The following is a 24,178-nucleotide window of genomic DNA, read 5'->3' as shown; positions in this document are numbered from 1 at the left end:
AATAGGCCGATGAGCACACCCGATACCCGCAAAGCGCTTTGGCAGATCCATTTCTGTGTCCTGCTGTGGGGCATCACGGCCATCCTCGGCAAGCTGATCACCCTGCCCGCACTGCCGCTGGTGTGGTGGCGCATGCTGCTGGTGACGGCGATGCTGGCCCTGCTGCCGCGGGTCTGGCGCGGGTTGCGCACCCTGCCCCCTCGGCTGGTCGCCGGCTACGCCGGCATCGGCGGGCTGGTCGCCCTGCACTGGCTGACGTTCTACGGCGCGGTGAAGCTGGCCAATGCCTCGGTGGCTGCCACCTGCATCGCACTGGCACCGGTGTTCACCTCGATCATTGAGCCGTGGGTGGCCAAGCGGCCGTTCCAGCTGCGTGAGCTGGCGTTCGGCCTGGCGGTGCTGCCGGGTGTTGCGCTGGTGGTCGGTGGCGTGCCCGATGGCATGCGCCTGGGTGTGTTGATCGGCGCGATCTCGGCGCTGCTGGTGGCGGTGTTCGGTTCGCTCAACAAGCGCATGGTCAGCCATGCCGATCCGCTTACGGTCACCGCGCTGGAGTTGGGTGCCGGCGCACTCACCCTGACCCTGCTGGCGCCGCTGATGCCCTACCTGCTGCCGGCGCTGGCCAGCCCGCTGTGGGTGGTCCCGAATCTGCACGACGGGATCCTGCTGCTGGTGCTGGCCGGGTTCTGCACGCTGCTGCCGTTCGCCCTGGCCCTGGTCGCGCTGCGCCACCTGAGTGCCTACACGGTGCAGCTGGTGACCAACCTGGAGCCGGTCTATGCGGTGGTACTGGCGGTGGTGCTGCTGCGCGAGCAGCACGAGGTCACCCCGTGGTTCTACCTGGGCGTGGCGATCATCGTCGGCGCGGTGTTCCTGCATCCGCTGCTGAACCGCCGCAAGCCGGTGCAGCATCCGGAAATCCTTGGCACGGCCGAAGCGCGCAACATCGCCGATTGAGTGCATCCACGCATGGCGTGGATGGCCGCATCAACGCTGCGGCCAATGCCAGGCCGGCGCATCCAGCAGGCCCTGCCCGCTCAACAGCGTGCGGCCCTGTTCCTTGTACAGATGCAGCGAATGGCACCCTGGCGCCTGTTCCAGCGCCGCGATCAGCCGGCTGGCGTGCGACACCACCCATACCTGGCTGCGCGCACTGGCTGCGATGATCAGCCGCGCCAGCGCCGGCAGCAGGTCCGGATGCAGGCTGGTCTCCGGTTCGTTGAGCACCATCAGCGGCGGTGGGCGTGGCGTGTGCAGCGCCGCCGCCAGCAGCAGGAAGCGCAGCGTGCCGTCGGAGAGCTCGGCCATCGACAATGGCCGCAGCAGCCCGGGTTGGTGAAAGCGCAGCGCCAGGCGTCCATCCAGCTCCTCGAAACCGACCGTGGCACCCGGGAACGCGTCATCGACGCTGCGTGCCAACGCAACCGGGTCACCGATCTCGAGGATGGTCACCCAGGCCGCCGCCAGGTCCCGGCCATCGTGATGCAGCACCGGCGTGCGCGTGGCCATCGCCGGTTGCCGCGCCGGGGCATCGCCATCGCTGCGGAAATGGTCGTAGAAGCGCCAGCGACGGATGTACTCACGCAGCGTGATCGTTTCGGGCATGCGCTGCGGATCGCCGACCTGGGTGAACAGGCTGTCGAACAGCGACAACCGGTCATCCACCAGATCCCAACCGCGCGCATGGCGCTGCCGCACCATCGCCCCGCGACGATCGACCAGCAGGTTGGCGCTGCGCAGGAACGGCCCCGCCCAGATCGCCTCGGCCTTGATCTGCGGATCCAGCGCAAACGCCGAACGGCTCGGCGGCGGGTAGCCGAGATCGATGGCATAGCCCAATTCTTCGGTAGTGAAGCCCAGCTTCAGCCCCACCGACGCCTGCCGGAGCCCGCCCTGCAGCGGAATCCCGCCAGCCGCAACCCTGCGATCGATGGATTCGGGACCTGCCCACAGCGCCGAACCCAGCCCTCCTTCGCGGGCCAGCACCGCCGCGACGCCACCCTGAGCAGTCTCGGCCAGCAGGCGCAGCGCGCGATACAGACTGGACTTGCCACTGCCGTTGTCACCTGTCACCACATTCAACCGCTGCAGCGGCAGTACCAGCCCATGCAGCGAGCGATAGTGGGCGATGGCCAGGGTCTGCAACATGGTCGGCGTCCGGGAAAGCAGGGCGTCATGCTGCCCGCTTTTGATCGCAGGAGTTGCGACGCGATGTGAATCGGGAAGAGCATCCACGCATGGCGTGGATCTACCGGGCGGGGCGCTTCAGCCCGCCACTTCCACCCGGTTGCGGCCATTGCCCTTGGCCCGGTACAGCGCCTTGTCGGCACGTGCCAGCGTCTCATCCACGCTTTCACCGGGCTGGTGCTGGGCGATGCCGATACTGATCGTGACCGGGAAGCCCAGTGGCAGGTCGGCCACGGCCAGGCGCAGGAACTCGCACTGAAGTTCGGCGGTGCGCAGGTCGGTTGCGGGCATCACTGCCACGAACTCCTCGCCGCCATAACGCGCCGCCATGCCACGGCCGGCAAAGTGCGAACGCAGCAGTGCGCCCAGTTCGGCCAGCACGTGGTCGCCGGTAGCGTGGCCCTGGAAGTCGTTGATGTGCTTGAAATGATCGATGTCCAGCAGCGCGACGCAGGCCTCAGCGGGCTGATCCCCGGTCGCCGCCACGGCCTCGTCCAGCGCCGCTGCCATCGCGCGGCGGTTCGGCAGGCCGGTCAGCGCATCGGTGCGGCTCTGCTCGGCCAGGTCGGCGTTCTGCGCCAGCAGCACGTCGTGGTACTCCGACAGCAGGCGCTCGTAATCATCGCGTTCCAGCATGTGGTTCTGGATGTCCAGCGCGAAACGGCGCAATTCCATCACCAGCATCACCTGCCGCGACAGTGCGGCCAGCGCCTCGGCCTTGTCGCTGGCCAGGTGCTGCGGCTGTGCGTCGAACACGCACAGCGTACCCAGCGGCAAGCCGTCGGAGCTGATCAGCGGCGCGCCGGCATAGAAGCGGATGTGCGGATCGCCGACCACCACCGGATTGTCGTGGAAGCGCACATCCTGCAGCGCATCCTCGACCACCATGATCTGCTGCGGCTGCAGGATGGCATGGCCACACATCGATTCGCTGCGCAGGTTTTCCGCCGCATCGATGCCCTGGATCGACTTGAACCATTGCCGTTCGACATCGATCAGGGTCACCGCCGCCATCGAGGTGCCGCAGACCGCCTTGGCGATCACCCCCAGGTCGTCGAAGGATTTTTCACGCTCCGAATCGAGGATGCGGTAGCGATACAGCGCCTCGAGCCGAAGGGCTTCGTTGGCGGGCTTGTCGGGCTTGATCATGCAACGTCACGTTCCGGCAGGTCACCGCGAAGTCTAGCGGATGCCGGTGCGCAATCCGCATGGCGGGTCGTGCCGGCCGTTGGCCGGCATCCCGGATACATCGCGCGCCCAATGCAGCCGGCCAGCGGCCGGCACTACCAGTCCAGCTGCTTCGGCAGCAGGCCCTGCAGCTCCTGCTCGGTCAGGTTGCGCCACTGGCCCGGCTTCAGCGCGCCAATCTTGATGTTGTCGATGCGCACGCGGCGCAGCTGGGTCACGCGATAGCCGAACTCGGCGGCCATCAGGCGGATCTGCCGGTTCAGGCCCTGCTGCAGGGTGATGCGGAAACCGAACTTGGCGATGCGCGAGGTTTTGCACGGCAGCGTCATCTGGTCGTGGATGCGCACGCCCCGGGCCATGCCGCGCAGGAACTCATCGGTGACCGGCTTGTTGACCGCCACCAGATACTCCTTCTGGTGGCCGTTCTCGGCACGCAGGATCTGGTTGACGATGTCGCCGTTGCTGGTCATCAGGATCAGGCCTTCGGAGTCCTTGTCGAGGCGGCCGATCGGGAAGATGCGCTGTTCATGGCCGACGAAGTCGACGATGTTGCCCTTGACCGACGTCTCGGTGGTGCAGGTGACGCCGACCGGCTTGTTCAGCGCGATGTAGACGTGGCGGCGGGCGCCGGGCTTGCGGGCCACGCGCGCGCGCAGCGGCTGGCCGTCCACCAGCACCTGGTCTTCCTCGCCCACCACCGCGCCGGTGCCGGCCGGATGGCCGTTGACGGTGACCCGGCGGGCGGCGATCAGGCGATCGGCCTCGCGGCGGGAGCAGAAGCCGGTGTCGGCGATGTGTTTGTTGAGTCGGGTGGTCATCGCCCTATTATCCGGCATCGCCGCCCGCCGCGCTTCATGCCAGGCCGGGGGGATCGAGTTCTTCGCCGTCGAACACCCGGTTGCGGCCGGCACGCTTGGCCACGTACATGGCATGGTCGGCCCGGCGCAGCAGCGCGGCGAGATCGTCCTCGCCCGGCCGCCACTGCGCCAGGCCGATGCTGGCGGTGACCTCCAGGCCGGGCACCTGCAGCGCCCCGGCCGCTTCCGTGATGTGCTGGCGCAGGCGATCCAGGCGCGCCGACGCCGCCTCCCGCGGCATGCCCGGCATCAGCAGCAGGAACTCTTCGCCACCCATCCGCACCACCTGGTCCTGGCTGCGTACCGCGGCACGCAATGCGCGTGCCACCGCCACCAGCACCTGGTCCCCCACGGCGTGGCCATGGCGGTCATTGATGTCCTTGAACAGATCGATATCGAGGAAGCCGATCACCAGCGGGCCACGCTCGCGGTCAACCCGCTCAAGGTGGCGGGCCAGCTGCTGCAGGCCGGCACGGCGGTTGGGCAGGCCGGTCAGGCCATCGGTCTCGGCCAGCTGGCGCAGTTCATCGCGCTGCTGGCGCAGGCGGCCCAGCCGCTGGTTCAGTGCGTAGGCTGCCATCATCAGCAGCCAGGTCACCGCCAGCTGCAGGGCCTCCACGCGGTATTCCAGCAACCACGCCGCGCGGCAGGCGTCGGCCAGGATCAACACCAGCATCGGCGCCAGCGCCGCCAGCCCCGCCTGCGCCCAGCGGTCACCGCGCAGCCGCGCCCACACCCCGACCATCAACGCCAGGCCACAGCCCAGCAGATAGGACACCTGCAGGCCCTGCGCCACCCAGGCCAGGCTGTCCCATGGCAGCCAGGGCACCAGTGCAGCCAACACCAGCAATCCCCAAAGCGCCAGCAGCTGGAACGGACGCGAACGCGGCAACAGGCGATCACCGCCATTCAGCCGCCACAGCGCCGGCAGCACCAGGGCCTGCGTGGCCGCAGTCAACGCCAGCAGCCACCAGGCACCGCGCTCGCCCACCGGCAGCCAGGGTTCCGGATAGCCGCTGAGGCCACCGAGGATGGCCTGCCACAGCACCAGTACGGTGGTACCGGCGATGTAGACCAGGGAACTGCGGTCGCGGGTGGTGAGGAAGGCCATCAGTGCCGACAACGCCAGTGCGATCGCCACGGCGATGCAGGCCGCGCGCACCAGCAGGCGGGCGGTATCGTTCTGCTGCACGGGACTGGGCGCACCCAGCCGAAGGGTGGGTACCCAGCGCGCCTTCAACGGCGTCTGCCACGACACCAGGAAGGGATCGTGACTGCCCGCTGGCGGCACCGCCACCAGCCCGACGCCCGCGCGGAAGCGTGAGTCTCGGGTACGGGCATCGTGCATGTTGCCGCAGATCTCGCGATCGCCATACTGCACGCGGACTTCGCCAGCGAACACATTGAACACGTCCAGGGCCTGCGGTTGCCCCGACCAGCCGCCCGGCGGCGCAGGCACCTGCACCTGCTGCCGGTGACCGGCCAGCATGCCCGGCGTGCATGCGCGATGTGGAGTGGGTTCATCGGTGGCTGCGCCGACCAGCAGGTAATCGCGGCCGGCTTCGGCGGCGGCGGCCCACAGTGGCCACGGCGTTGCCAACCACACCAGCAGCACGACCAGCACCGCCCCTGTTCCGTACTGCCACTGCCTGCCGCCCACGCCACGTCCTGTTCCTGCTTACGCCCGCGCCCACTGCGCGTCGCCCCTGGCGCGCATTATCGCAGCCGCGGCTGCAACGCATGTGTAGACCAAAGTCGCCGCAGAGCATTCAGCCTGCGGCGGGAGGACCTTTCACGGCCACCAGGCGCACCGGCCGCAGGTCGGCCAGGGTCATCCGTTCCAGTGGCTGCGGTCGCTCGACCGCATAGCCCTGCAGGCCCTGCACCCCAAGCCGGGTCAGCGCGGCGGCGACTTCGGCGGTCTCCACCCATTCGGCCACCACCTCCATCTGCAGCTCGCGCCCCAGTTCACTGATCGCGCGCACGGTGGCGTGGCTGACCGGATCGGTATCCATGTCGCGCACGAAGGCCCCGTCGATCTTCAGGATGTCGGCCGGCAGCTGGCGCAGGTAGCCGAACGAGGACAGCCCGGAGCCGAAATCGTCCAGCGCCATCCGGCAGCCGCGCGCCTTCACCGCATCGATGAACGCGCGCGCCTGGCTGAGGTTGCTGATCGCGGCGGTCTCGGTGATCTCGAAGCACAGCTTGGAGGCCAGCGCGCGATTGCGCTCCAGCAGGTCGCAGACGAAGGCGAGGAAGCCGGGCTCGGCGATCGACTGCGCCGACACGTTGACGTTGCACAGTCCCAGCTGCCGCACATGCGCCGGGCATACCTGCAGGTGCCGGAACAGCAGGCCGAGCACGTGCCGGTCCAGCGCCACGGCCATGCCATAGCGCTCCACCGCCGGCATGAACTGGCCCGGCAGGTGCAGGCTGCCATCGCTGCCGCGCATGCGCACCAGCACCTCGTAGTGCAGGTAGCTGGGATCGCCGACGCGTGCGATACGCTGCGCGTACAGCACCATGCGGTTCTCGGCCATGGCCAGGCTGACGCCCTGCAGCCGCTCGGCTTCCCGGCGCCGTTCCTCCAGCGCCATGCGGTTCTCGTTGAAGCAGTGCACGCGGTTGCGCCCGGCCTGCTTGGCCGCATAGCAGGCACTGTCGGCGGCGCTCATCAACCAGTTCACATCCGGTGCATCGGCGCTGACCTCGACCACGCCGATGCTGCAGCTCAACTGCGGGCTGCCCTCGCTCACCGGGAACGTCGCCTGCCCCAGATTGCGGATCACCCGCTGCAGCACGCGCTTGGCCTCGTCCTGCCCGGCATGGGCGAGGAACACCGCGAACTCGTCCGCACCCAGCCGGCCCACCCAGTCACCATCGCGCACCGCCGCCACCAGGTAATCGGCGAAGCTGCGCAACATCTGGTCGCCGGCGGCATGGCCGAAGCTGTCATTGACCAGCTTGAAATGGTCCAGGTTGATGTAGCACAGCGCGTGCGTGCCACCTTCGCTGCGCACCTGCAGCAGCGCGCGTTCCAGCAGGCGTTCGATCTCGCGCCGGTTGATCAGGCCGGTCAGCGGGTCGTGGCTGGCGTGGTGCTCGATCTCGCGCGCCAGTGCATGGTTCTGGCTCACGTCTTCGATGATCGCGAACACCGACAGGCCGCCGCCGGCGCTGCGCACACCGGTGCCGCTCCAGCGGCCCCAGACCAGGCTGCCATCACGACGGCGGAAGCGCAGTTCGCTCGGGCGCAGCTGGCGGTCCCAATCGATGCGCCCCACCCCGTCAATGACCAGCTCGCCGTCCATCAGCAGGTCAGCCAGCGACAGCTGCAGCAGCACGTCGCGGCGATGATCGAGGATGTCGGCCATCGCCTGGTTGGCCTCGATCACCTTGCCTTCGGTATCGAGCTTGAGCATACCGACGTTGGCCTGGTAGAACGCTGCGCGGAAGCGGCTCTCGTGTTCGGTCAGGTCCTCGCCGACGCGGCGCGCCAGGGCCACCGCCATCAGGCTGATCGCCAGCACCGACAGGCCCGCGACCATCAACGTGGCCAGCCTCACCAGCGTCGCCATCCGCAGTAGCGCCTGCGAGAACGCCTGGCTCTGCACCTGCATCCGGCGGTCGAGATCACGCAGTTGCTGCAGGTACTGGTCACGCGTGGCCGCCGGCAAGGGGCCACCCTCGTGCCGCCGCTGCAACTCATCGACCAGGCGCTGCAGCGCCATCAGGTCCCCGTCGGTCTGCCGCCATAACGCGGTCGCTTCGCGGAAGGCACCGATATCGCGCGCGTAGCGGAACGAAAACACCAGGCGCGGAATGTCGGCGTGCGCGTTGCCCCCCTGCAGGAAGCCCTGCCGGGCCTTCTCTTCGTCAGGCTCCGCCTGTTCCAGCGCCAACCGCGCCTGCAGATCGCCCAACGGCACCTGCAGAGCCCGGCGTGCGTCGTCCAGATCCTGGCCATTGCCGCGCGCCAGGTAGCGGCTGAGCGCGGCGGTCGTATCCTGCTGACCACGCGACCAGTATCCCTGGCCGGCGATCCAGGCGGTGGAGGCCGCCTGCAGTTCCTGGATCAACGCCGACAGTGCGACCAGTCCGATCGCCATGCCGGTCAACAACGCGAATCGCAGTCCCAGCCCCCGGGTCATCGGCACCCGCCGGCTCTTTTGGTCCGTGCCACTCCTACCCATCCCGGATCCCCCCGAATGTGCCGCGGTGACAACCTCCTTTGGAACCGGCCCAGCCTATGACCGGCAATGTGTTGACCATGCGAAAAAGGGGACGGAGGGGATTAAGTCGTTTTCGGCATAAGCGCATGGCCTGCCATATACGACTTAATCCCCTCCGTCCCCTTTTTCCTGTACGCCAGCCCGGGGGCTGGCGTTGCTCTGGACGGCTGCGGGTGCGGCTTAGAAGCTGCGCGGGCCGCGCGGCTTGAAGCCATCACGACGTGGCGGGCGGCTGTCGCGGTCACCGCCGCGGTCGCCCCCATGGCCACCCGGACCACCCGGGCCGCCACGACGCGGGCCACCCGGGCCGCCCGGACCACGCTTGTCGAAGCGCGGCTTGAACGGGCGCGGGGCCGGGTTGGTGTCTTCACCCGGAGCCAGCGCACGCATCTGCAGCTGCTGGCCGGACACCCACACCTTCTGCAGGTGCGACAGCACGTCCGGCGGCATCTGTGCCGGCAGGTCCAGCAGCGAGAAGTCGTCGTGGATGTCGATGCGGCCGATGAAACGGCTTTCCAGGCCGGCTTCGTTGGCGATGGCGCCGACGATGTTGGCCGGCTTCACGCCATGCTGGTGACCGACCGAAATACGGTAGGTCTCCATGCCCTGCTCCGGTGCACCACGCGGCGGAACCTCACGGCGCGGACGCTGCTCGAAACCACCTTCGGCGTCGTCACGGCGCGGGCCACGCTCGAAGCGCGGACCCCGCTCGTTGCGGTCGAAGCGCTCGCGCGGCGCGCGCTCTTCACGCGGGGCACGCACCGGCGGCTGCAGCAGGAACGGGGTATCGCCCTGCAGCATCCTGGCCAGCGCGGCGGCGATCTCGATGGCCGGCACGTTCTGCTCGTTCTCGAAGCGCTCCAGCAGCTGGCGGTAGAAGTCCAGGCCGCCGGCGCCGAGGGTTTCGCTGATGCGCGAGGTGAACTTGTTGATGCGGGTGTCGTTGACCGCTTCCACGCTCGGCAGCTGCATCTCTTCGATCGGCTGGCGGGTGGCGCGCTCGATCTGGCGCAGCATACCCTTCTCGCGCGGGGTGGCGAACAGGATCGCCTCGCCGCTGCGGCCGGCACGACCGGTACGGCCGATGCGGTGCACGTAGCTTTCGGTGTCGTACGGGATGTCGTAGTTCAGCACGTGGCTGATGCGCTCCACGTCCAGGCCGCGCGCGGCCACGTCGGTGGCGACCAGGATGTCCAGCTTGCCTTCCTTCAGCATGGCGATGGTGCGCTCGCGCTGGGCCTGCTGCATGTCACCGTTGATGGCGGCAGCGGCCAGGCCACGCGCCTGCAGCTTGCTGGCCAGTTCTTCGGTGCCGGCCTTGGTGCGCGCGAAGATGATCATCGCGTCGAACGGCTCGACTTCCAGGATGCGGGTCAGCGCGTCCAGCTTGTGCATGCCGCTCACCCACCAGTAGCGCTGGCGGATGTTGGCCGAGGTGGTGGTCTTGGCCGCGATGGTCACTTCCACCGGGTCCTGCAGGTAGGTCTGAGCGATGCGGCGGATCTGCGGCGGCATGGTCGCCGAGAACAGGGCCACCTGGCGCTGCTCCGGCAGCTTCTTCAGCACGGCTTCGACATCGTCGATGAAGCCCATGCGCAGCATTTCATCGGCTTCGTCCAGCACCAGGGTCTTCAGCTCGGACAGGTCCAGGGTGCTGCGGTCCAGGTGATCGATCACGCGGCCGGGAGTACCGACCACGATGTGCACGCCACGGCGCAGGGCCGACAGCTGCTGGCCGTACGGCTGGCCGCCGTACACCGGCAGCACGCGGAAACCCGGGATCTTCGACGAATAGGACTGGAACGCCTCGGCAACCTGGATGGCCAGTTCGCGGGTCGGCGCCAGGATCAGGGCCTGGGGCTTGATCTGCTGCAGGTCGATGTTGGACAGTACCGGCAGTGCGAACGCAGCGGTCTTGCCGGTACCGGTCTGGGCCTGGCCCAGCACGTCGCGGCCTTCCAGCATCGCCGGGATGGTGGCGGCCTGGATCGGCGACGGGGTTTCGTAGCCGATGGCGGTGACCGCCTGCATCACGGGCTCGGACAGGCCGAGCTGCGCGAACTGCAGCGGCGCTTGGGAATCTTGGGACATGGGGAACTCCGAAGGCACTGCCGTCTTCCTGGCAGTGCGATAAAAAGGGTGATGGTCCGCGCTTTGGGCGCCCTTCTTATCGCGTGCCCTGGCGCTGCTCGGTCGGAGGAGATTTCACTCGCTCAGAGCGGAATGATACCGCATTGATCCTGAACGAGGCGTACAGCTTTCCATGCGCGTGCCGTCGTGCCCCGTGCTGGCGCACAATACGTGCCCGCTCCCCGGCCCGGCCGCTGGCCTGCGCCCTCTTTCCAGGACCCCTCGCTCCATGCAGATTCTCGAATTCGACCTCGACGGCGACTACGTCGAACTCAAGCAGCTGCTGAAGCTAGCCGACCTGGTCACCAGCGGCGGCGAGGCCAAGATGGTCATCAGCGAGGGCCAGGTGCGGGTCGACGGTGAGGTCGAACTGCGCAAGGCCTGCAAGATCCGCGCAGGCCAGGTGGTCGAGTTCGCCGACAGCCAGATCCGCGTGCTGGCCGCTGGCTGATCCGAGAATGTTCAGGCTACGCGCTGGGTCAGGTGCGAGGCAATCAGCTGCCTGAACGGTGCCACGGCCTGCGCCACGCGCAGGCCCGCGGCCCGCAGCAGGCGTGCCGGGCGACGATCGTCGGTGTACAGGCTGGCGATCGCGTTGGTGGCCTCGTACAGCGGCCGAGACGCAAACCGATGACCGCGTTGGTAGCTGGCCAGCATGCCGGCGGCGGCGATGTCGGCACCGCGCCGCTGCTGCGCGACGATGCCCTGTGCCAGCCGCTGCGCACTGGCCAGTCCCAGGTTGAAGCCATGCGCGGTGACCGGATGCATGCCCACCGCCGCATCGCCGATCAGCGCCGAACGCTCGCCGACGAAGCGGTGCGCGTACACCCCCACCAGCGGATACGCCTGCGGCGTGGCCACCGGCTGCATGCGGCCCAGGCGATGCTCGAAGCAGGCACTGATGGCCTCGCCGAAAGCCACCTCGTCCATCGCCAGCAATTCTTCGATCTGCCGCGGCGGCAGCGTGATCACCGCCGATGCCTGGCCCTCGTTGAGCGGCAGCAGCGCCATGGTGCGGCCGTAGCCGAACCATTCCCAGGCCGTGTGGCGATGGTCGCGCTCGACCTGCATGCGGCATACCAGCATCGACTTGCCGAAGTCGCGCATCTGCGCACCGATGCCGAGCATGCGGCGGGTGGCGGAGAAGCGGCTGTCAGCCGCGACCAGCAGGCGCGCGTGCAGTTGACTGCCGTCATCGAGTCTGACCACGTGGCCCTGCGCATCGGCCTGCACGCCCAGCACCTTGCGCCCATCGAACAGCTCCAGCCCATCCTGGCCCTGCACGGCATCCCAGGCGGCGCGGCGGATCAGATGGTTGGGCACCAGCCAGCCCAGCGGCTGACCATCGGCCTGGCTGCTGGCAAAGGTCAGCGCGAACGGCGAGCCGCCGTTCATCACCCTGGCATCGCGCAGCTCGGCGACTTCGGCCTGCGGCAGGCGCTGCCACAGCCCCAGTTGCTCCATGCTCTGCCGCGAGGCATGGGTCAACGCGATCTCGCGGCCATCAAAGGCGGCGTCGGCCAGGGCCTGGCGCGGCTGAACTTCGACCAGCCCGACCTGCAGGCCACTGCCGGCCAGCGCACGCGCGAAGCACAGGCCCGCCGGTCCGGCGCCGACCACCACCACGTCCATCCTGCGCATGCGCGCCTCCTGCCGTTGATTCAGTCCGGGCCAGCATAGCGCCGCGCGCATGACTGGCCTTGATCTGGATCAGGCCCGGCTACAGCAGTGCGAACACCAGCGCCAGGATCGACAGCAGCGATACGAGCCAGACCAGGCTGCGCACGTAGGGCACGCCTGCGGCATACAGCGGCAGGTAGACCACGCGCGCCCAGAAGTAGGCCTGCGCAGCCAGCGCCGTGGTGTCGTTGCTGCGCCCGGCCACGACCACTGCGATCGCGGCGGCGGCAAAGAACGGGAAGGTTTCCAGGAAGTTGGCCTGCGCACGCTGCAGGCGACCGGCCAGCGCGCTGAGCGGCTTTGCATCGCCATCCCGTGCCGAGGCATTCCACTTCATCCCGCGCTCGCGGGTGACCACGGTGGAGGTGGCGAAGATGTAGACGAAGCCCAGCACGATCGACCAGGCCAGCATTGTCAGCTCAGTTGCCATCGTTCATCTCCTCAGGGTGCCGACGCGCGCAGGCTGTAACCGGCCAGGCGCCAGACCTGGTCTTCGTCGAAGCGGAACGAGACCAGCTCGCGCACCGGCTGCGCGCTGTTGGCGAAACGGGTCGGGAAGCTGACGTTGATGTACAGCCCTTCCGGCACTGCGGCGCCAGGGCTGTACTTGACCCGGGTGATGGTCGGCTGGCCACGCCCGGCCAGCGCACCCAGGCGCGTACGCTCGGCGGCCAACTGGCTGACGAAGGTGGCCTTCGGCACCGCACGGCGCGCGACCGCCGAAGCGCCATCCCACAATTCTTCGGCGCGGTTGGCATCGACCAGCTGCGCCGCCTTCAACGCAGCCGCGCCCATTTCCGCGTCCTGTTTCTGCACCTGGGCCTGCTGTGCAGCGGTCAACGCCTGGATACCGGCAGTGGCGGGCTTCGCGGCCGCCGGCGATGCCGGGGCCGGGCGTGCCGGAGCCGGTGCAGGCGTGGCCGGCGCAGGCGCCTGCGCCAATGCAGTCAGGGGCAGCAGGGACAGCAGCAGGAGCACGCGCTTCATGGACACCGCCGGTTCTCGAGGAAAGGACCGCAGTCTACGCCAGCGCGGTGAGCGGTTCGTCAGCGCGCGGGGGCGTTGCCTTCCACCGCCGCCGCATCGGCCTGCGCGGCCGGGGTGCCGGTCTCTGCCGGCGCCTGTTCGGCCACCGGCGGCGGCTCCGGCGGCGCTGGTGGCAGCGTCGCCACATCGATCTCCGACAGCGGGCTTTCGTCGGGGCACACCGCGTCCGGGAAGCCGAAGCGCTGCTTCAACGCCTGGCCACAGCTGTTGATCGACTCCATGTCGGCGCCTTCGCGCTTGCACTGCTGGTCGAAGGCGACCAGGAAGGCGTCCTTGCGCTGCACGAAATCGTCGCCGCAGGCACGCATCTGCTTGATCCGTTCCAGATCGTCCTGCACCGCATTGGTGCCATCCAGGCCGTACTGGCGCAGTTCGTCCGGGGTCAGCAGGCGCAGGCTGCGGTTGGGCACGGTCATCATCAGATCGGCCACACCGACCGCCACGCCGTTGCGTTGCAGGTAGTCCTTCACATTGTCGTAGACCTCGTGCAGCTCGCGGTTGAGCTCGGCGCGCGAGGTGGCCTTGGAACTGATGCGCATCATGCGGTGGATGCCGACCTTGCCCGACAGCAGGCGGTTGTCGCCGGCGGCCAGCACGAACACGCAGGCGCTGTGGCAGATCGAGCCTTCGCGGACCCAGATGGTCCAGCCCGACTCACCGATGCTGTCGCCGGCCACGATCGCCGACTCCACCTGCCCGCCGCTGGAATCCAGGTCAAGGATGCGCTTGTGGATCTTCTGCTGGTCGGCCACCACCGCCAGACGCCACATCATCTCGGCGAAGCCCGGATTGATCTTGCCGGCGTAGCGCACGCGCATCAGGCCACGCTCGGCGCACGGCGCCAGGGCCTGGGTGATCTGCTCGCGCTGCAGGCCTTCCAGTTCGACACCGTCGCCGGCATCGCCCGCATATTCCGTGCTGCAGCTGACCCAGGCACGTCCGTTCTCCAGCTGCGCCTGCGGCCACGGCCGATCCTCCCGGCTGCGCGGCGGCGCCGGCGGCGGCGGTGCGTCAGCCGCATTGATCGACACCATGTTCTCGCCATCGCTGGACGGCGCCCGCGACGCCTTGTCGGCGGCAGTCACGTTGCCCGTATTTTCCAGCTGGCTGCAGCCCGCCAGGGCCAGGCACAACAGGGGCAACCAGCGGAATTTGGCGGACATCGGGCAACCGGATTTCAAGAGAACAAGGGCCACAGTCTACCCGTCCAGCGCGCGCATTCAGCGCGTGGCACTGAACCCCTTCTGACCCTTGGAAAAAGCGTGTCGACCAAGGTCGACACCCACCAACAGCAGCGCAGAACGCCCGCAAGACAGGTCGCAGGAACCTCTCGAAGGCGGGGTGGGTCCGGTTGCAGGGGCGTGAGCGCCATGGATGGCGCGACCGAGCTTACATGGACGTACTTGCAGCGTCCCCTGCAACCGGACCCACCCCGCCCTCCCCCAGGAAGCCCGCTGTTGTTGCTCTGGCCTCGGCGGGTGCAGGGCGCAGCCCTGCCCAACCCCCTTCAGTATCCATGTCCGAATGTGGCGAGTATCGCCGTCGCCAGAGGCCTAGACTGGCGCCATGGACTCCCCCCTCGCCCTCGACACCGCCGCCTGCGACCGCGCCCGCCTGGCCCGCGACGCACGCTTCGACGGCGTGTTCTTCACTGCCGTGCGCAGCACCGGCATCTATTGCCGCCCGGTGTGCCCGGCACCGCCGCCGAAGCCGCGCAACATCACCTACTTCCCGACTGCCGCGGCCGCCGCGGCGGCCGGTTACCGTCCCTGCCTGCGCTGCCGCCCGGAATTGGCACCGCAGGCGCAGCAGGCACTGGCCGGACAGACCGTGCAGCGCGCACTGGCGCTGATCCAGGGAGGCTTCCTGCAGGAGCAGCCGGTGGCCGATCTTGCAACGAAGCTCGGCCTCAGCGCGCGCCAACTGCAGCGCCTGTTCGTCGAACATCTCGGCGCGACGCCCGGGCAGATCCACGCAACCCATCGCCTGTTGCTGGCCAAACAGTTGCTGACCGAAACCACGCTGGCGGTGACCGACGTCGCGCTGGCTGCCGGCTACAACAGCCTGCGCCGCTTCAATACCGCGTTCCTGCAGGGCTGTGGGATGGCGCCGACCGCCCTGCGCCGCCAGCATCAACCGTTGGCTGCAGATGATGGCGGCCTGGTGCTGCGCCTGGGCTACCGTCCGCCACTGGACTTCCCACGCATGCTTGCGTTCCTGCGCAAACGCAGCCTGCCCGGCATCGAACTGATCGGCGAAGACAGCTACCAGCGCGTACTGGGCACGCCGGAGCGCCCCACCCTGCTGCGCGTCACCGCCGATTCGAAGCGGCCGGAACTGCGCCTGCAACTGGGCGCGGTGGATCCGCGCCTGATCCCCGACATCGTGCGCCGCGTGCGTCGGGTGTTTGATCTGGATGCCGACCTGCAACAGGTGCACGCCGCACTTGGTGAGGAACCCTTGCTGGCGCGCGGCATCGCCGAGCGCCCGGGGCTGCGCGTGCCCGGCGGCTGGGATGGTTTCGAAGTGGGCGTGCGCGCCGTGCTCGGCCAGCAGGTTACTGTTGCCGCCGCCACCACCTTCGCGCGGCGGCTGGTCGATGCCTATGGCGCACACCTGCCGGGCATGCCATCGGAATTCGATCGCCAGTTCCCCGCGCCCGAGGTACTGGCCGAGGCGCCGCTGGAATCGATCGGCCTGCCGCGCAGCCGCGCCGCTACCGTGCGCGCACTGGCCGCCGCCTGCGCCAGCGGCCAGCTCGACTTCGGGCCCGGCCAGGCCTTGGAGGAATTCGTTGCGCGCTGCGTGGCACTGCCCGGCATCGGCCCCTGGACCGCGCAGTACATCGCCCTGCGCGGGCTCGGCCAGCCCGATGCCTTCCCCGCCGGCGACCTGGTGCTGCAACAGGTGCTCGGCCACGCCCAGGGCCAGCGCCTGAGCGAACGTGCGACCGAAGCGCGCTCGCAACCATGGCGCCCCTGGCGCGCCTACGCCGTGCTGCACCTGTGGCACCTGTCCGGCACGTTCGTTGGAGAACCGACATGACCCTGTTGTTCGATCGTTTCGACAGCCCGATCGGCGTATTGACCATCGCCGGTGATGAGCGTGGCCTGTCACATGTGCTTTTCCCCGAGAACCGCCATCCGGCACGCGGGCGCGATGACTGGCACTACGCACCGGATGCGCTGCCGGAAGCGCGCGAACAGCTGCTGCAGTTCCTGCACGGCGAGCGCAGCAGCTTCGACCTTGTGCTGGCACCACGAGGCACGCCTTTCCAGCTGCGCGTGTGGCAGGCGCTGGCGTTGATTCCGTTCGGCCAGACCTGGAGCTATCTGCAGTTGGCGCAGCACCTGGGCCAGCCCAGCGCGACCCGCGCGGTGGGCGCGGCCAATGGCCGCAATCCATTGCCGATCATCCTGCCCTGCCACCGCGTGATCGGCAGCAACGGTGCGCTGACCGGCTTCGGTGGCGGCCTGGAAACCAAGGCGGCGCTGCTGCGGCTGGAACAACGCCAGGCCCCGCTGTTCGCCTGAGAGGGCCGGCCGGGCTGCGCCCGGCACCCGCAGAGGCAACCGCAACGGCCGAAGCAACAGCAGCATTCCGAAGCATGGCGTGGTGGGTCCGGCTGCGGGGGACGCCGTCAACCCGTCCTTGGGGGCTTGGCCGCGGCATCCATGCCGCGGACACCCCCGCAACCGGACCCACCCCGCCTTCGACAGATTCCTGAGATCTGTCGGGACGGCGCACTGCGCAACTGTTGGTAGGTGTCGACCTCGGTCGACACGGTAGACCCACGCCATGGGTGGATGGAAGCATCAGGAATTATGTCTGGAGAAAGCCCCCTTCCTGTTGAATGGGGCGCGCCGACTGGCGCGGGGATGAGGAAAAATGCGCGGACACGGCGCGCAATAGTGCGCCGTGTCTTGGGCCGGTAATTGCACCGGCTTATCATGCACGGATGACTTCCGTACGCCTGACCTGCGCGCTGGCGCTGCTGCTGCCATTGGCCGCCTGCACCACTGCGCCCGCCCCTTCCGCCTCCGTTCCCACACCCGTCGCTGCGGCTGCGCCGCCCAAGCTGCTGCTGATCTCCATCGACGGCCTGCGTGCCGACGCGCTGGACCGCGGCCTGACCCCGAACCTGCAGCGACTGATCGACGGCGGCGTGCGCGCACGCTGGATGACCCCGTCCTATCCGTCACTGACCTTCCCCAACCACTACACCCTCGTCACCGGCCTGCGTCCAGACCACCACGGCATCGTCAACAACAGCATGGACGATGAAGCCTTGGGCCGGTTCGAGCTGAGCAACCGCAAGGCGGTTACCACCAGCGGCTGGTGGGGTGGCGAACCGATCTGGGTCAGTGCCGAGAACGCTGGCGTACGTTCGGCCACCACGGCGTGGCCGGGCAGTGAGTCTGAAATCCGCGGCGTGCGCCCCAGCAAGTGGCGCGTGTACGACGGCAAGGAACCGCTGGAGCAGCGGGCCAGCATCGTGCTCGACTGGCTGGCGCAGACCGATGCTGATGCACCGCGCCTCACCACGCTGTACATGGAACACGTGGACAAGGCCGGCCACCACTACGGCCCCGGGTCGAAGCAGTACGCCGACGCCATCGTGCGCGCCGACCAGATCGTCGGCCAGGTGCTCGACGGGCTGCAGCAGCGCGATCTGGCCAAGACCACCAACGTGATCGTCGTGTCCGACCACGGCATGGCCAGCGTCGCCGACGGCAACGTGATCGCCACCGAGTCGATGGCCGACCCGGCCATTGCACGCAATATCAGCCAAGGCCAGTCGGTGGGTTTTGCGCCGGTCGCCGGCCGCGAAGCGGAAGCCGAACGCGCCCTGCTCGGACGCCACGCGCACTACGAATGCTGGAAGAAGGAGAACCTGCCGGCACGCTGGCACTACGGCACGCATCCGCGGGTTCCGGCCATCGTCTGTGTCATGGATGAAGGCTGGGATGCCCTGCACCAGGAGAAGATCGCCAAGCGTGCAAAGCAGGATCGAGGTTCGCATGGCTACGACAACGCACTGCCTTCCATGCGCGCAGTGTTCGTGGCCGGCGGCCCGTCGTTCCGCCAGGGCCTGGTGATCGATGGCTTCGACAACGTCGATGTCTATCCGCTGCTGGCCCACCTGCTGCAGGTACCGGCCGCGCCGAACGACGGCAATCCGGAAACGCTGAAGAAGACACTGCGCTGATGCGGTTGTAGAGCCGAACCCACGCTCGGCTCACCGGACAGGCATAAAAAAAACGCGGCGCCAGGCGCCGCGTTTTTCTTTGGACCGGTCGTTCGACCGGATCAGGCCTTGGCGACGGCCTTCTTCGCCACAGCCTTCTTCGCCGGAGCCTTGGCCACGGTCTTCTTGGCAACCGGGGCGGCGGCGCCTACGGCGACCTTGCTCGCGGTATGCGAACGGGCGTTGCCGTAGCTGGCGTTGTAGCGCTTGCCCTTGGCGGTCTTGCGGTCACCCTTACCCATGTCTTCAACTCCTCAAGTGTGAAATCTGGTTACCCCGTACTGACACGGGTTCGGCGGGGCCGCCTTGCTGGGCGCCCCCGCGCACGATCGAAAATCCTATCACGGAGCGCCTAGTGCGCGCAGCTGGCGTCGTGTACGTGGCCGTGGTTCAGGCGCAGGTTGACCAGATGGGCAACGCCCACCAGCAGGCCACCGATGGTCATCACCACCGCATGCGGCACGGCATTGTGATGCAGCGGCTCGTACAGCACGCCGGCCCACAGCGCGACCAGGCCGGGGATCAGGAAGCCCAGCGCACGCAGCGCGCCATGGCGGCGGTAACCCCAGACCAGGCTGAACAGCCCAAGCAGGGTCACGAACAGCACCAGCGCCTGTTCAACGCCGTCGCTCAGCCAGAACGACAGGCCCAGCGAGGGCGCTGCCGCCAGCAGCACCGGGATGACTGCGCAATGCACCGCGCACAGCATCGAACCGGTGGCACCAAAACGGTCGAGCAGGTGGCGCAGGCGTGAGGACAAGGACATGACTTCCAGCAGGGTCGGCGAATCGTTATGGAATAATATAACATCCCTTCCCGACCCGCACGCTTTCCCCTTCCCCCGTCCCATCGACGGGATTCGTGCGCCCAGCGATTGATACAGTGTAACAAAGGACCCATCCATGCCCGCCCACACCGCACGGCTCAAGCCGCATTCCCTGGCTCTGGCCCTCGCCGCCCTGCTGCCGTCCGTCGCCTTTGCAGCCGGTCAGGACACCGCCCATCGTGACCGCCACCTGACCGAACTGTCCTCGGTGCAGGTCACCGCGTCGCCGCTGCAGGGCGATGCCGAATCCCTTGCGCGCCCGGTGGAGGTGCTGGCCGGTGAGCGCCTGGACGAGCAGAAGGCCGGCACCCTCGGCGATACCGTGGCCAAGCTGCCCGGCGTGCAGAGCACCTTCTTCGGCCCCGGCGTCGGCCGCCCGATCATCCGTGGCCAGGAAGGCCCGCGCGTGGCCGTGCTGTCCAACGGCATGGGCAACATGGATGCCTCTACCGTCAGTGCCGACCACGCCACCAGCATCGAGCCGTTCCTGGCCGACCAGATCGAAGTACTGAAGGGCCCGGCCACGCTGCTGTTCGGCAGCGGTGCCATCGGTGGTGCGGTCAACGTGGTCGATGGCCGCATCGCGCGCGAACTGCCGGAGCGCCCGCTCAGCGGCCGCGCCGAACTGCGCGGCAATTCGGTGAACAACGAGCGCAGCGGCATGTTCCGCCTCGACGGCGTCAGCGGCAACGTCGTGCTCCATGTGGATGGCCTGGTGCGCAATGGCGACGACTACCGTATCCCCGGCTACGCGGTGATCGACAGCCTGGAAGACCACCACGACGACCATGACCACGACCACGCGGGCGAGGAAGGGGAAGAGCCGCGTCGCGGCCGCCTCGACAACAGTTCCATCCGCACCCGCGCCGGCGGCGTCGGCGCAACGTGGCTGGGCGACGGTGGTTACTTCGGTGTGTCGGCCAGCACTTACCGCACCAACTACGGCATCCCCAACGGCGCGCACGTGCACGCTGATGGCGACGATCACGGCCATGACCACGGCCACGACCATGGGGATGAAGAGGAAGGCGGCGACGAGCACGACGTGCGCATCGACATGGTGCAGAACCGCTTCGAGACCAAGGCCGGCATCTACAACCCGGCCTCGTTCCTGAAGAACATCAACGCACGCGTGGCCTACACCGACTACGAGCACGTGGAGCTGGAGGCCGGCACGCCCTCCACCCGCTTCACCAACCGTGGCATCGAAGCGCGCCTGGAAGCGGTGCAGCAGCAGATCGGTGGCTGGGACGGTGCCTTCGGCCTGCAGTTCGGCAACAGTGATTTCGGCGCCAAGGGTGAAGAGGCGTTCGTACCGGATACGGGTACGAAGAACATCGGCCTGTTCGTACTGCAGGAAAAGCAGTTCGGCCCGTTCAAGCTGGAACTGGGCGGCCGCCACGACCAGGTCAAGCTGGACCCCACCGGTGATTACCGTCGCCGCACGTTCGGCGCCACCAACCTGTCGGCTGCCGGCATCTGGAAGCTCAACGACGCGGTCGACCTGCGCATCGGCGTGGACAGCTCCGAGCGTGCACCGACCAACGAGGAGCTGTATGCCGCCGGCGCGCACATCGCCACCCGCTCGCTGGAAATCGGCGACGCCAACCTGAAGACCGAGCGCGGCCAGCGCGTGGAACTGGGCATCCACACCCACAGCGAGCGCCTGGACTTCTCCGCGTCCGTCTACCAGACCAAGTTCAAGGACTTCATCTACCTGGCCGACACCGGCGTTACCGAGGGCCTGCCAGTTCGTGCGTGGACCCAGCAGGACGCGGTGTTCCGCGGTGCCGAGGCCGAAGCGCTGGTGCACCTGTTCGAGGGCGGCGCCGGCGACTGGGACCTGCGCCTGTTCGGTGACTACGTGAAAGCCAAGCTGGATGGCAGCGGCAGCCGCAACCTCGACATCGCCGTGCCGCACGGCGACCACAACCACAATTACAGCGTGGAACTGGCCAACACCGGCTACCTGCCGCGCATCGCCCCGGCCCGCGTCGGCGCCGACCTGCGCTGGTCGAAGGACGGCTGGCGCGCCTCGGTCGGTGCGGTGCGCTACAGCCGCCAGAAGGACGTGGCGCAGAACGAGGAGCCGAGCGATGGCTACACCCTGGTCGACGCCCACCTGGCCTACCGTTGGGACCGCAACGCCAGCAACAGCTACGAGGTGTTCCTGGATGGCAGCAACCTGACCAACCGCGAAGTGCGTCCGCATACCTCGCTGCTGCGCGACTACTCGCCGCTGCCGGGCCGTGGCGTCGCATTCGGCATCCGCGCGTTCTTCTGATCGATGTAGGGGGCGGATCCCTTTCCGCGGGAAAGGGCTCTGCCCCCACTCGCCCTTCAACGCATGGCGGGACCGCACCACGAATACCATTCTCTCTCCCGGGGGGCCGTCTGGCCCCCCGTTCCTTTATGCGTGAGCGAGGTCGCGGCGCCCTCGCTCACACACCCGTCACAAAGATGTGCGTACCACAACAAGCGGACAATCCCGTCACCCAATGTCTCGCCAATCGGACACTTCTGTCCGAGAATAATTCCATGACTGCCCAACGTGCCGATGCCGCTGCCCGCCGTGCCCTCATCCTCGACGCCGCCGATCATGTCTTCGGCCAACATGGCGTCACCGCCCCACTGGACCTGGTGGTCGAACGCGCCCAGGTGGGCCGCGCCACCCTGTACCGCAACTTCCCCGACCGCACCGCGCTGATCCAGGCGCTGCTGCAGCGCACGGTCGACCGCATCCGGCGCCAGGTCGAACAGCTCGGCGACCGCGACGACGCCCTGTTCGAGGTGTTCGAGGGCATGGCCCAGCGCATCATCGATTCGCCGGCACTGGCCGACTACTGGCGTGCGGTTGATTCGGACGTGCCGTCCATGCGCGCCGCGCGCGAGACCGTGCGCGACCTGCTGGAGGAACCGATCGCGCGCGCCAAGGCGGCCGGGCTGTGCCGTGCCGACCTGGAAAAGACGGATATTTCACTGATCTCGGGCATGCTGGGTGCGGCCCTGCGCGGCAAGACCCGCGACGAGCGCGCCCAGTTGGCCGGCCGCGCCCTGCAGCTGCTGCGTGGGGGTCTCCAGGGAGCTGCCAGCGAGGCCCGTTGATGGTCCAGCCGTATCTGAAGCCGGTTCCGGATTGGGAGGAGCATGAGAAGCCGACCATGCCCGGCTCGGCGTCGATGCCCTGGCACCCGCCATACCGGCGCGCGGCCTATGCGCTGGTATCGCTGCTGGTGGCGATCACCGGCGGCCTCGGCAATGCGCTGGTTACCGCCAACCTGCCGTTCCTGCAGGGCCAGCTGGCGCTGACCCCGACCCAGGGCAGCTGGCTGGTAGCGGCCTATGCGATGGTGAATGTCACCGCCAACCTGCTGGCCTTCAAGTTCCGCCAGCAATACGGCATCCGCCTGTTCGCCGAAATCGGGCTGGGCCTGTACGCGGCGTTGGCGGTCCTGCACCTGTTCGTCGGCAGCTTCGAGACCACGATGCTGACTCGTGCCGCCAGCGGCTTCGCCGGCGCGGCCTGTTCGACCTTGGGCACGCTGTACATGCTGCAGGCCCTGCCCCGCCGCTTTACCGGCAACCTGCTGGTGGTCGGCGTCGGCCTTTCGCAGCTGGCGGTGCCGATCGCCTGGATCGTTTCACCAGGCCTGGTCGATACCGGCCAGTGGCACCAGCTGTATTCGTTCGAGGCCGGCCTGGCGTTGTGCGCCTTCGCCGCGGTGGTGGTGCTGAAACTGCCGCCCGGCATCCAGGTGAAGGCCTTCGAGCCGCTGGATTTCCTTACCTTCGCGTTGTTGGCGCCGGCGGTTGCGCTGCTGGTGATCGTACTGGCGCAGGGCTACACCCGTTGGTGGCTCAACACGCCGTGGCTGGGCTGGGCGCTGATCGCCTCGATCGTGCTGTCCACCACCGCCTTCATCATCGAACACTACCGGCGCAATCCGCTGCTGCAGATCCGCTGGCTGTCGACGCTGCCGGTATTGCATTTCATCGTCGGCGCCTTCCTGATCCGCTTCCTGACCACCGAGCAGTCCTACGGCGTGGTCAACCTGATGCGCACGCTGGGCATGGGGCCGGACCAGATGCGCCCGCTGTTCGTAGTGATCCTGGCCGGGGTGATCGTCGGCATCGCCGGCGCCTCGCTGACCTTCGGCCCGAAGCGCCTGATCGCCCAGCTGCTGATGGCGATCCTGCTGCTGGGCGCTGCCGCATTCTTCGACCAGCACCGCACCAGCCTGGACCGGCCGCACGACTTCTACGCCAGCCAGTTCCTGGCCTCGGTCGGTGCCGGCATGTTCATGGGGCCCCTGATCATGCTTGGCATCTCTGCTGCGCTGAAACAGGGCGTGGACCACATGATCACCTTCCTGGTGACGCTGTCGATCACGCAGACACTGGGTGGGCTGGCCGGCTCGGCGGTGCTGGGCACCTTCCAGCTGCATCGCGAGCAGCTGTATTCCAGCGCGCTGACCAGCCAGCTCGATCCGGCCGATCCGGTGGTCGCGCAACGGTTGCGCCTCCAGCAGCAGCTGTACGCTGCGCAGATCACCGACCCGGTGCTGCGCAGTGCGCAGGGCAGCGCGCAGCTGGCGCAGACCACGCGCCGCGAAGCCAATGTGCGCGGCTTCAATGATGTGTTCACCCTTAGCGGTTGGCTGGCGATCGGTTTCCTGTGCTGGTTGCTGCTGCTGTCGCTGCGCACCGCCGTGCTCAAGCAATGGCGCAAGCGCCACCCCACTTCACCCGTTGTGGCCACCCCGGCCGCGCATCGCTGAGTCCT

General features: G+C 68.0%; 20 protein-coding genes. 8 read left to right on the top strand and 12 right to left on the bottom strand.

Features of this window, described 5'->3' with window-relative positions:
• Nucleotides 1–9: 9 nt before the first annotated feature.
• Nucleotides 10–957 (top strand): DMT family transporter, encoded by a 948-nt coding sequence (locus tag KXV01_RS01840; RefSeq protein WP_111096458.1) that lies wholly within the window; start codon nt 10–12, stop codon nt 955–957.
• A gap of 30 nt (nt 958–987) precedes the next feature.
• Here the strand turns inward: KXV01_RS01840 and KXV01_RS01835 are convergent, their stop codons facing one another.
• The 6 genes from KXV01_RS01835 to KXV01_RS01810 form a co-directional block, all read right to left on the bottom strand.
• Nucleotides 988–2,148 (bottom strand): AAA family ATPase, encoded by a 1,161-nt coding sequence (locus tag KXV01_RS01835; protein ID WP_100477791.1) that lies wholly within the window; start codon nt 2,146–2,148, stop codon nt 988–990.
• A 117-nt stretch (nt 2,149–2,265) separates the two neighbouring features.
• Nucleotides 2,266–3,336, bottom strand: a complete 1,071-nt coding sequence (locus tag KXV01_RS01830) for a sensor domain-containing diguanylate cyclase (RefSeq protein WP_263467480.1) — start codon at nt 3,334–3,336, stop codon at nt 2,266–2,268.
• A gap of 134 nt (nt 3,337–3,470) precedes the next feature.
• Entirely contained in the window at nt 3,471–4,193 is a 723-nt protein-coding gene (locus tag KXV01_RS01825) for a pseudouridine synthase (protein ID WP_019659152.1), read from the bottom strand.
• Nucleotides 4,194–4,227: 34 nt separating this feature from the next.
• The gene (locus KXV01_RS01820) at nt 4,228–5,892 is read right to left on the bottom strand and encodes a GGDEF domain-containing protein (protein WP_263467479.1); all 1,665 of its coding nucleotides are present in this window, start codon (nt 5,890–5,892) and stop codon (nt 4,228–4,230) included.
• Between the two features lie 109 nt (nt 5,893–6,001).
• Nucleotides 6,002–8,425, bottom strand: coding sequence for an EAL domain-containing protein (locus tag KXV01_RS01815; RefSeq protein WP_111096456.1), 2,424 nt, complete (start codon nt 8,423–8,425; stop codon nt 6,002–6,004).
• Between the two features lie 219 nt (nt 8,426–8,644).
• Nucleotides 8,645–10,555: a DEAD/DEAH box helicase gene (locus KXV01_RS01810; protein WP_099495089.1), complete on the bottom strand. Its 1,911-nt coding sequence runs from the start codon at nt 10,553–10,555 to the stop codon at nt 8,645–8,647.
• Nucleotides 10,556–10,823: 268 nt separating this feature from the next.
• Here KXV01_RS01810 and KXV01_RS01805 point away from each other — a divergent pair, with 268 nt between their 5' ends.
• A complete protein-coding gene (locus tag KXV01_RS01805; RefSeq protein WP_014036469.1) occupies nt 10,824–11,045 on the top strand; it encodes an RNA-binding S4 domain-containing protein in 222 nt (73 codons plus the stop codon).
• Nucleotides 11,046–11,056: 11 nt separating this feature from the next.
• Here the strand turns inward: KXV01_RS01805 and ubiM are convergent, their stop codons facing one another.
• The 4 genes from ubiM to KXV01_RS01785 all read right to left on the bottom strand — a co-directional run bounded on the left by ubiM (nt 11,057) and on the right by KXV01_RS01785 (nt 14,484).
• Complete coding sequence (gene ubiM / locus KXV01_RS01800) at nt 11,057–12,235, bottom strand: 5-demethoxyubiquinol-8 5-hydroxylase UbiM (RefSeq protein ID WP_099495090.1); 1,179 nt, start codon at nt 12,233–12,235, stop codon at nt 11,057–11,059.
• 79 nt (nt 12,236–12,314) lie between these two features.
• Nucleotides 12,315–12,704, bottom strand: a complete 390-nt coding sequence (locus tag KXV01_RS01795) for an MAPEG family protein (RefSeq protein WP_049441386.1) — start codon at nt 12,702–12,704, stop codon at nt 12,315–12,317.
• Between the two features lie 11 nt (nt 12,705–12,715).
• On the bottom strand, nt 12,716–13,261 hold the full coding sequence (locus KXV01_RS01790) for a DUF4019 domain-containing protein (protein ID WP_099495091.1): 546 nt from the start codon (nt 13,259–13,261) through the stop codon (nt 12,716–12,718).
• 59 nt (nt 13,262–13,320) lie between these two features.
• Nucleotides 13,321–14,484 (bottom strand): hypothetical protein, encoded by a 1,164-nt coding sequence (locus tag KXV01_RS01785; protein WP_049441382.1) that lies wholly within the window; start codon nt 14,482–14,484, stop codon nt 13,321–13,323.
• A 403-nt stretch (nt 14,485–14,887) separates the two neighbouring features.
• On the opposite strand from KXV01_RS01785, the gene KXV01_RS01780 reads away from it, so the two are divergent.
• The 3 genes from KXV01_RS01780 to KXV01_RS01770 all read left to right on the top strand — a co-directional run bounded on the left by KXV01_RS01780 (nt 14,888) and on the right by KXV01_RS01770 (nt 18,530).
• On the top strand, nt 14,888–16,366 hold the full coding sequence (locus tag KXV01_RS01780) for a DNA-3-methyladenine glycosylase 2 (protein ID WP_099495092.1): 1,479 nt from the start codon (nt 14,888–14,890) through the stop codon (nt 16,364–16,366).
• Entirely contained in the window at nt 16,363–16,854 is a 492-nt protein-coding gene (locus tag KXV01_RS01775; RefSeq protein ID WP_021202265.1) for a methylated-DNA--[protein]-cysteine S-methyltransferase, read from the top strand. The genes KXV01_RS01780 and KXV01_RS01775 overlap by 4 nt, the downstream gene beginning before the upstream one ends.
• A 425-nt stretch (nt 16,855–17,279) precedes the next feature.
• Nucleotides 17,280–18,530 carry an ectonucleotide pyrophosphatase/phosphodiesterase gene (locus KXV01_RS01770; RefSeq protein ID WP_099495093.1) on the top strand — a complete coding sequence of 417 codons (1,251 nt, stop codon included), beginning with the start codon at nt 17,280–17,282 and terminating at the stop codon, nt 18,528–18,530.
• Between the two features lie 101 nt (nt 18,531–18,631).
• Here KXV01_RS01770 and KXV01_RS01765 read toward each other — a convergent pair whose 3' ends face one another.
• Together KXV01_RS01765 and KXV01_RS01760 are read right to left on the bottom strand one after the other, a co-directional pair.
• Complete coding sequence (locus tag KXV01_RS01765; RefSeq protein WP_004150462.1) at nt 18,632–18,811, bottom strand: 30S ribosomal protein THX; 180 nt, start codon at nt 18,809–18,811, stop codon at nt 18,632–18,634.
• Between the two features lie 110 nt (nt 18,812–18,921).
• A complete protein-coding gene (locus tag KXV01_RS01760; RefSeq protein WP_005415804.1) occupies nt 18,922–19,335 on the bottom strand; it encodes a MerC domain-containing protein in 414 nt (137 codons plus the stop codon).
• A 136-nt stretch (nt 19,336–19,471) separates the two neighbouring features.
• Here KXV01_RS01760 and KXV01_RS01755 point away from each other — a divergent pair, with 136 nt between their 5' ends.
• The 3 genes from KXV01_RS01755 (at nt 19,472) to KXV01_RS01745 (ending at nt 24,173) form a co-directional block, all read left to right on the top strand.
• A complete protein-coding gene (locus tag KXV01_RS01755) occupies nt 19,472–21,679 on the top strand; it encodes a TonB-dependent receptor (protein WP_099495094.1) in 2,208 nt (735 codons plus the stop codon).
• A 254-nt stretch (nt 21,680–21,933) separates the two neighbouring features.
• The gene (locus tag KXV01_RS01750) at nt 21,934–22,500 is read left to right on the top strand and encodes a TetR/AcrR family transcriptional regulator (RefSeq protein WP_019659167.1); all 567 of its coding nucleotides are present in this window, start codon (nt 21,934–21,936) and stop codon (nt 22,498–22,500) included.
• Nucleotides 22,500–24,173, top strand: a complete 1,674-nt coding sequence (locus KXV01_RS01745) for an MFS transporter (protein WP_049413555.1) — start codon at nt 22,500–22,502, stop codon at nt 24,171–24,173. The genes KXV01_RS01750 and KXV01_RS01745 overlap by 1 nt, the downstream gene beginning before the upstream one ends.
• Nucleotides 24,174–24,178: the final 5 nt, after the last annotated feature.

Source organism: Stenotrophomonas sp. Ps181, assembly GCF_025697425.1.
Classification (GTDB): Bacteria; Pseudomonadota; Gammaproteobacteria; order Xanthomonadales; family Xanthomonadaceae; genus Stenotrophomonas; species Stenotrophomonas sepilia.
The sequence above is the reverse complement of the archived record's forward strand: the minus strand, read 5'-3'. Positions and strand labels throughout refer to the sequence as shown.

What these genes read in the sequence shown, in the direction of transcription:
- KXV01_RS01840 (WP_111096458.1), top strand. Translation starts at nt 10, where the DNA reads ATGAGCACACCCGATACCCGCAAAGCGCTTTGGCAGATCCATTTCTGT.
- KXV01_RS01835 (WP_100477791.1), bottom strand. Translation starts at nt 2,148, where the DNA reads ATGTTGCAGACCCTGGCCATCGCCCACTATCGCTCGCTGCATGGGCTG.
- KXV01_RS01830 (WP_263467480.1), bottom strand. Translation starts at nt 3,336, where the DNA reads ATGATCAAGCCCGACAAGCCCGCCAACGAAGCCCTTCGGCTCGAGGCG.
- KXV01_RS01825 (WP_019659152.1), bottom strand. Translation starts at nt 4,193, where the DNA reads ATGACCACCCGACTCAACAAACACATCGCCGACACCGGCTTCTGCTCC.
- KXV01_RS01815 (WP_111096456.1), bottom strand. Translation starts at nt 8,425, where the DNA reads ATGGGTAGGAGTGGCACGGACCAAAAGAGCCGGCGGGTGCCGATGACC.
- KXV01_RS01810 (WP_099495089.1), bottom strand. Translation starts at nt 10,555, where the DNA reads ATGTCCCAAGATTCCCAAGCGCCGCTGCAGTTCGCGCAGCTCGGCCTG.
- KXV01_RS01805 (WP_014036469.1), top strand. Translation starts at nt 10,824, where the DNA reads ATGCAGATTCTCGAATTCGACCTCGACGGCGACTACGTCGAACTCAAG.
- ubiM (WP_099495090.1), bottom strand. Translation starts at nt 12,235, where the DNA reads ATGCGCAGGATGGACGTGGTGGTGGTCGGCGCCGGACCGGCGGGCCTG.
- KXV01_RS01795 (WP_049441386.1), bottom strand. Translation starts at nt 12,704, where the DNA reads ATGGCAACTGAGCTGACAATGCTGGCCTGGTCGATCGTGCTGGGCTTC.
- KXV01_RS01790 (WP_099495091.1), bottom strand. Translation starts at nt 13,261, where the DNA reads ATGAAGCGCGTGCTCCTGCTGCTGTCCCTGCTGCCCCTGACTGCATTG.
- KXV01_RS01785 (WP_049441382.1), bottom strand. Translation starts at nt 14,484, where the DNA reads ATGTCCGCCAAATTCCGCTGGTTGCCCCTGTTGTGCCTGGCCCTGGCG.
- KXV01_RS01780 (WP_099495092.1), top strand. Translation starts at nt 14,888, where the DNA reads ATGGACTCCCCCCTCGCCCTCGACACCGCCGCCTGCGACCGCGCCCGC.
- KXV01_RS01775 (WP_021202265.1), top strand. Translation starts at nt 16,363, where the DNA reads ATGACCCTGTTGTTCGATCGTTTCGACAGCCCGATCGGCGTATTGACC.
- KXV01_RS01770 (WP_099495093.1), top strand. Translation starts at nt 17,280, where the DNA reads ATGACTTCCGTACGCCTGACCTGCGCGCTGGCGCTGCTGCTGCCATTG.
- KXV01_RS01765 (WP_004150462.1), bottom strand. Translation starts at nt 18,811, where the DNA reads ATGGGTAAGGGTGACCGCAAGACCGCCAAGGGCAAGCGCTACAACGCC.
- KXV01_RS01760 (WP_005415804.1), bottom strand. Translation starts at nt 19,335, where the DNA reads ATGTCCTTGTCCTCACGCCTGCGCCACCTGCTCGACCGTTTTGGTGCC.
- KXV01_RS01755 (WP_099495094.1), top strand. Translation starts at nt 19,472, where the DNA reads ATGCCCGCCCACACCGCACGGCTCAAGCCGCATTCCCTGGCTCTGGCC.
- KXV01_RS01750 (WP_019659167.1), top strand. Translation starts at nt 21,934, where the DNA reads ATGACTGCCCAACGTGCCGATGCCGCTGCCCGCCGTGCCCTCATCCTC.
- KXV01_RS01745 (WP_049413555.1), top strand. Translation starts at nt 22,500, where the DNA reads ATGGTCCAGCCGTATCTGAAGCCGGTTCCGGATTGGGAGGAGCATGAG.